General features: G+C 66.3%; 7 protein-coding genes. 4 read left to right on the top strand and 3 right to left on the bottom strand.

Annotated elements, in window-relative coordinates; translation table 11 throughout:
- Window positions 1-1,030: hypothetical protein (locus B1A78_RS19745; RefSeq protein ID WP_218668008.1), on the bottom strand; the 1,030-nt coding region annotated here is incomplete at its 3' end.
- A gap of 132 nt (window positions 1,031-1,162) precedes the next feature.
- On the opposite strand from B1A78_RS19745, the gene B1A78_RS19740 reads away from it, so the two are divergent.
- Both B1A78_RS19740 and B1A78_RS19735 read left to right on the top strand, forming a co-directional pair.
- A complete protein-coding gene (locus tag B1A78_RS19740; protein ID WP_077148593.1) occupies window positions 1,163-2,191 on the top strand; it encodes a phosphoribosylglycinamide synthetase in 1,029 nt (342 codons plus the stop codon).
- Window positions 2,188-3,075 carry an NTP transferase domain-containing protein gene (locus B1A78_RS19735; RefSeq protein WP_083734345.1) on the top strand — a complete coding sequence of 296 codons (888 nt, stop codon included), beginning with the start codon at window positions 2,188-2,190 and terminating at the stop codon, window positions 3,073-3,075. The genes B1A78_RS19740 and B1A78_RS19735 overlap by 4 nt, the downstream gene beginning before the upstream one ends.
- Here the strand turns inward: B1A78_RS19735 and B1A78_RS19730 are convergent.
- Together B1A78_RS19730 and B1A78_RS19725 are read right to left on the bottom strand one after the other, a co-directional pair.
- Window positions 3,010-3,339: a beta/gamma crystallin-related protein gene (locus B1A78_RS19730; RefSeq protein WP_077148591.1), complete on the bottom strand. Its 330-nt coding sequence runs from the start codon at window positions 3,337-3,339 to the stop codon at window positions 3,010-3,012. The genes B1A78_RS19735 and B1A78_RS19730 overlap by 66 nt on opposite strands.
- Window positions 3,340-3,441: 102 nt before the next feature.
- Window positions 3,442-4,884, bottom strand: coding sequence for a carotenoid oxygenase family protein (locus B1A78_RS19725; RefSeq protein WP_077148590.1), 1,443 nt, complete (start codon window positions 4,882-4,884; stop codon window positions 3,442-3,444).
- Window positions 4,885-4,968: 84 nt separating this feature from the next.
- On the opposite strand from B1A78_RS19725, the gene B1A78_RS19720 reads away from it, so the two are divergent.
- Both B1A78_RS19720 and B1A78_RS19715 read left to right on the top strand, forming a co-directional pair.
- Entirely contained in the window at window positions 4,969-5,574 is a 606-nt protein-coding gene (locus B1A78_RS19720) for a TetR/AcrR family transcriptional regulator (protein WP_077148589.1), read from the top strand.
- 91 nt (window positions 5,575-5,665) lie between these two features.
- On the top strand, window positions 5,666-6,150 hold a 485-nt coding region (locus tag B1A78_RS19715), incomplete at its 3' end, for an MASE1 domain-containing protein (RefSeq protein WP_179102108.1).

Genomic DNA, 6,150 nt, shown 5'->3' with positions numbered 1-6,150 from the left:
CCGCCTGCAGGCGGAGCAACAGCCCGAAATTGCCCGAGGCCGGCAGTATGTCGGCGCCCGGCCAGTCGGTGGGCCATTCTGCGCGCGTGGCGACGCGGCGGAAACCGGCGGGCAGCGGCAAGGCCCGGTCGCGCACCGTACCCGGAACCAGCGCAAAACCGCTGAAGGGCGGTCCGCCCGCGAATTTCGACCCGGTCATCAGCATGATGCAGCCGAGCGCGAGGTAGTGGCGGACGGCGGCGGGCGCGATGCGCAACTGACAGGCGTCGACGACGATCGTCACCGCGTCGCCGAATGCGCTGGCGAGGCGCTCGACGTCGGGGAGGACGGGCAGCGTCAGCCCCGATTTCGACCCGTGGACGACATGGATGATCGGTCGGCGACCGCGCGCGATGGCGGTTTGCGCCGCGATGGCGAGATCGTCGGCGACAAGCGCCGAGGCGCGGGGGCGTCCCGCCGCATCGCGCACCGCGATATCGATCAACTCGGTCCCGGCAAAGGCGGGGTCGATCGCGGTCTGGGCGACGACGCGCGCGCCGGTCGCCGTCTCTTCGGCGAAGAAGCGCCCGGCGGCGCTATGGACGCAGCCGCTGCCAACCTCGTCGCGGCCGAGCAATATGGCGGTGATCGGCCTTCCGTCATGCGCGGCGGCAAGGCCGACATATTCGAGGTCGGTCCCCGATGCGGCAAAGACGACCGCAGTGTCGGGCACCGCAAAGACCTCGGTCAGCCGGAACCGCAGGATAGCGAGCGCTTCGGCATAGTCGCCGATGGCGACGGGGCGGTCGAGCCCATGGTGCCAGCGGTCGAGCAAGGTCTGGAAGCCATGGTCCGAAATGCTGCTGATCGTCGACGAGCCATAAGCGAGGGCGTCCGACGGCAGCACGCTGGCATAATATTGGTTGCGGCCGTCGGCGTCGGGCCGGATCCGCGCGTCGCCGCCGCTGGTGAGGACCGTCGCCAGCCGCGCCGCATAGCGTTTGGCGGGCGGGAGGCGGGGTTCGTCGGCGGCAATCGCGTTGAGCAGCATCGGGGCGCGGTCCTTGGAGGAGGGGAAGGCTCCGCATGTACCGCTCGAACATGACAGTGATTTGGCGTTTTGGTTTCAGCGCCGTCACCAAAGGGTCATGCCGCTGCAACCTCCGCGTGGTCAAACCGCCTTATGCGAACCACATCTCTTCAGCCTACGCGGCTCACCGACGCCATCCGCAATCAGCGGCTGCTCTTCATCGCCAAACATGCGCGCTGGACCGGTGCGCTGCATCCCGAGGACGGCAATCACGCGCTCTATCACCGCGAAATCCGCGAGATATTGGAGCGGCTCGGCCTGCCGCTGCTGGTCGCCGACAGCTATGACATCCTGTTCGACCGGCCCGACGCCGACTTCGTCTTCCCGCTGCTCAACCGCGGCGGCTTCTTCAATTCGGAGATGCTGCTGCCCTTGCTCTGCAATCGCATGGGTCTGCCCTATGTCGGCGCGTCGCCGATCGTGCGCGGGCTGTCCGACGACAAGCATCTGACCAAGCTGGAGGCTGCCGCACGCGGTATCCCGACCGCGCCATGGGCGCTGTTCCGCCGTGGCGCGCCGATCGACGTGTCGCGCTGCCCGCCCGCCGCGCGCTGGGTAATCAAGCCGAACAACAGCTCGGCCTCATGGGGCATCCGCGACGCGCACGACCGCGTCGAACTCGCGCAGGCGGTCGCCGAGATTCACGCACTCGACCATGACGCGATCGTCGAACCCTTTATTTCGGGCAGCGATGTCGAGGTTCCGGTAATCACGATCGATGGCGCGCCCGCGATGCTGCCGATGATGATCTTCGAACAGGCCGACCCGACGCATCTGCGCACTTATCAGGAAAAGCGTGACCTCGTCGATCGCAGCGCCAAATATAGCCTCAAATTGCTCGATGCGCCCGAGATCGGTGCGCGCATCGCCGCGATGACGGTGCAGATGGCCGAAGTCTTCCGCCCCTTCGATTTCGGGCGTTTCGAGTTCCGGGTCGATTTCGACACCGGCGAGGTGCGGCTGCTCGAGGTCAATCTCAACTGCAATTTGTGGTCGGAAAAGGTTTTCGGTCGCGCTGCCGTCGCCGCTGGCTTCAGCCAGGCCGACCTGATCGAGACGATCGTCGCCGAAAGCATGATCCGCCAACTGGCGCCAGCCGCGGCGCGGAGGGACGCGGCATGAGCGGCCAGAAAACAGGATTGGGCTCGATCCTGATCCTCGCCGGCCGCCGTCCGGGTGCGGTCGACGCGCTGGCCGAGGCGCATGGCGTCGCCGACAAATGCCTGGTGTCCGTCGCCGGCCGCCCGATGATCGCGCATGTGCTTGCCGGTGCGGCCGCGACCGATGCAACGCGCATTTTTGTGTCGAGCCATCATGAGACGCTGGCCGACGACCTGGGCGATATCGTCGTCGATAGCCTCGGTGATCGGCTTGTCTTCGTACCCGCCGCCGACAATCTTGCGGATTCGGTGCTCGCGGTGGCGGGGCAGGCCGATTTCCCGCTGCTCATCACGACCGCCGACAATTGCCTGCTGAGCCCCGCGACGATCGCCGAGATCGGCGCCGAAGCGGCGCGGCTCGGTGCCGAGGCCGGGGTCGCGCTGGCGCGGCGCGAGGATGTGCTGGCGGCGCATCCAGAGGGACAGCGGCGTTTCTATGAATTTTCCGACGTCGCGGTGTCGAATTGCAATGCTTATTGGATCGGCCACCCCGGCGCGCTCAAGGCGGCCGAAGCGTTTCGCGGCGGCGGCCAGTTCGTCAAGAAGCCGGTGCGGGTGATGCAGGCATTCGGGCTGGTCAACCTGTTGCGCTTTCGCTTCGGTCTCGGCCCGATCCACCATATCTTCGCGCGCATCTCGCGGCATCTGAAGGTCGAGGTTGCGGCCTTGCTGGTGCGCGACGGCGCGACCGCGGTCGACGTCGACAACGAACGGTCGTTGCGCGCGACCGAGGCGATCATGGAAAGGCGCCGGCCGCCGCAGCGACCGGATGCCGAGCTTTTACTTGGCCTTGACCACGCGGGCCGACTTGATCATCGCCTTGCCGATGCCGGTCTCGTTGGCTGACACGGTCAGGCAATTGCCCTTGAACTTGGGCTTGTCGCACAGCTCCCAGGTTTCGCCGGGAAAGACGGCGATGCTGCCGACGAGGAAGTCGTGCTGCAGCGACGGTTCGTCCTTTTCTAGGCGATAGGAATCGCCGTCGAACTTCTGGCCTTCGAACAGGGTCAGCGTGCCCTCGATCGTTTTGCTATTGTTCTGGGCCGCAAGCGGCGTGGCGACGAGCGCCAGGCCCAAGGCCGCAGCAGCTAGCGTGATGAAACGGGTCATGCGGAATCTCCTTGTTCCGCTTGTCATGGCGGAAAAATATGGCCGGCGTCAACTGGTTGACGCCGGCCGAAAGCACCCGTTCGTTTCAGGAGGAGAGGGTCGTCAATCGGCGACCCAATTGCCGTGGAAGCCCGGCGGGACGCGGTGCGGCAAGTGGATCACCGCCTGCGGCGCGCCGGTGAAATCGTCGGCGTTCAGGATGACGAGGTCGGTGGTCTCATCATTCATGTCGACCACCAGCCCGATCAGCCAGCCGTCATCCTCGGCGCCGTCGGCGCTGCGCGGCACGAAGACGAATTCGCCGGGGTGGCGGCCGGGGCCGAAATCGTGCGCGTTGGTCGTGCCGGCGTCGAGGTCGTGGCGGAACAGCCGCGTTTCGGCGAGTGCCCATTCGCTCGATTGCGCATCGGGAATGGCGACGCTGTAGGCGTAGCGATAGGGGCGGGTCGTCAACCGTTCGTCATAGCGCGGGAATTCCTGTGCATGATCGTGGATGACCGTGCGCACCGTCGTGCCGGCGACCGGAGCGATCGTCCAGCGTTCCATCCGCGACTTTTCGCTGTCGGGGCCGCGCTTCGAGCTTGCGAACATCGTCTCGTGCGCGACGACGTCGACGATCACCTTGCCGTCTTCGGTCTCGAAGGCGTTGGCGGGGTGGAAGACGTAACAGGGTTCGACCGGCACCCAGATGATATCCTCGGCATTGCCCTTCCGGGGGAGGAGGCCGACACGGGCCTGGTGCGCGTCGTTCCACGCATAGGGGAAACGATAGCCCGCGAGCAGCATCTTCATCGAGAAGGTTACCGGCAGGTCGAACACGAGCACGTAATTCTCGGTGATCGCGCAGTCGTGGATCGACGGGCCGTCGCTGACCGGAATCGCGAGTTCGCGGACGACATGCGCGTCCTTGTCGAGCACGACATGCCAGATCTTGTTGGGCTCGTCGCCGCGATAGGTGATCGCGTGCATTTCGTCGGTGAACGGGTCGTGATGCGGGTGCGCGGTATAGCCGTTCACCAGCGTGCCGTCGAAGGGGTTGTGGGCGATCGTGTTCAGTTCATAGCCGAGTTCGACCGGCTTTCCGCCCGCCTCGACGATCGCAAAGGTCCGGCCTGCGAGCCCGACGACGTTGGTGTTCGGCGCGTCGTTGGTGGCGTGACGCGGGCCGGGAGGCAGTTCCTCGCCCAGCGCTCCGCAGGCCTCGCTGCCGCGCACCCAGCGGTTCCGATACCAGTCGGCCTTGCCGCCCGCGATGCGAATGCCATGGACCATGCCGGCGCCGCTGAACCAGTGATAGCTCGCGGGATCGGGTGCGATCGCGGGGTTGGGGCCGTTGCGCAGATAGCGGCCGGTGAGTGCGGCGGGGATTTCGCCGTCGACGCGCAGTTCCTCGAGCGTGAATTCCTCGGTCATCGGCTGGTGGATGCCGGTGAGGAAGGGGTGCGCGTCGGTGGGGCGGGGGAGGCGCTTGCGGTTGAAGTCGGCGACCTTGCCGATGCCTTTGACGACGGCGCCGCGGATGAGGGTTTCGACATTGCTAGCCATGGGGATGCTCCTTACGGAAGTTGGCGAAGGTGCCGCGTAGCGAGGGGTTGCGCGGCCGACTCGTTATGTTTACAGTGACAACATATGACCGACAAAGATAACAGTGTCAACTTGAAAAGCGACGGCGCGAAAGCGGCGGGCGCTTACCATCACGGCGACCTGCGCGCCGCAGTCATCGCGGCGGGGCTCGCGCGGCTGCAGAGCGGCGACGACGGCGAGCTGGGGCTGCGCGCGCTGGCGCGCGACGTCGGGGTAAGCGCGACCGCACTTTACCGCCATTTTCCCGACAAGGAGGCGCTGCTCGACGCGCTCGCGGACGAGGGGCTGCGGCGGCTCGGCGCGCTGCAGGCGCAGGCGTGGCTGAAGGCCGGCGGCGGGATCGCGGGCTTCAAGGCGACCGGCGCCGCCTATGTGCGTTTCGCGCATGACGAACCCGCGCTCTTCCGCCTGAGCTTCACGCGCCAGATGCCCGATCGCAAGGAGGGCGGCGACGGCGGCGAAGTGGCCTATAACCTGCTCCGCGCCGGGGTCGGCGAAGCTTTGCCGGGAGTAAAGGACCCCGATGTTGCCGCCTTGCACGCCTGGTCGCTCGTCCATGGCCTCGCGATGCTGATCCTCGACCGGCGCATCGACTGGGACGAAGCGCTGGTCGATCGCGTCGTCGGGCTGACCTTCGGCGGCGTCGACTGACACTCGGCGCGGTGGGCGCGTCCCGCCGCAAAACATCGGCATCGCTGCTTATGTTAGCGGTTTATTTGCCATTTTCGGCGAATCTTGCGGCATGACGCGACCGCTACCCCCCAAGGTCGAGATGCTGTTCTGGTCTCTTTTGACGGCGCTGGGCTATTTCCTGCTCGCCACCCTTTCGCTCGCCGCGACCAAGGGCGCCGACAATATCGCCGCGGTATGGCCGCCATCGGGCTATCTGCTCGCGATGTTGCTGCTTGCGCCGGCCGGCGCGCGGGTCGGAGCCTTTGTCGGCATGGTCACCGCGAGCGTCAGCGCCAATATGCTCGGCGGCGCGCCGCTGTCGCTGTCGGCCGCCTTCACCTTTGCCAATGCCGTCGAGGGCGCGGTGGCGCTGTGGATCATCGAGCATCGCGAACGCGGCACGCTGTCGTTTATGGTGCCGCGTTCGGTCGGAAGTTTCTGCATCGCCGCGCTGACCGCGAGCTTCGCCAGCGCGGGCCTTGCCGCGCTGCTGACCGGCGGCGGGTTCGAATTCTTCCGCTCGTGGCTGACCACGGTCGCGCTGGGGATGATGAT

The sequence above is a fragment of the Sphingopyxis sp. KK2 genome (assembly GCF_001990265.1).
Lineage (GTDB): Bacteria > Pseudomonadota > Alphaproteobacteria > Sphingomonadales > Sphingomonadaceae > Sphingopyxis.
This window is presented reverse-complemented; position numbering and strand designations above follow the sequence as displayed.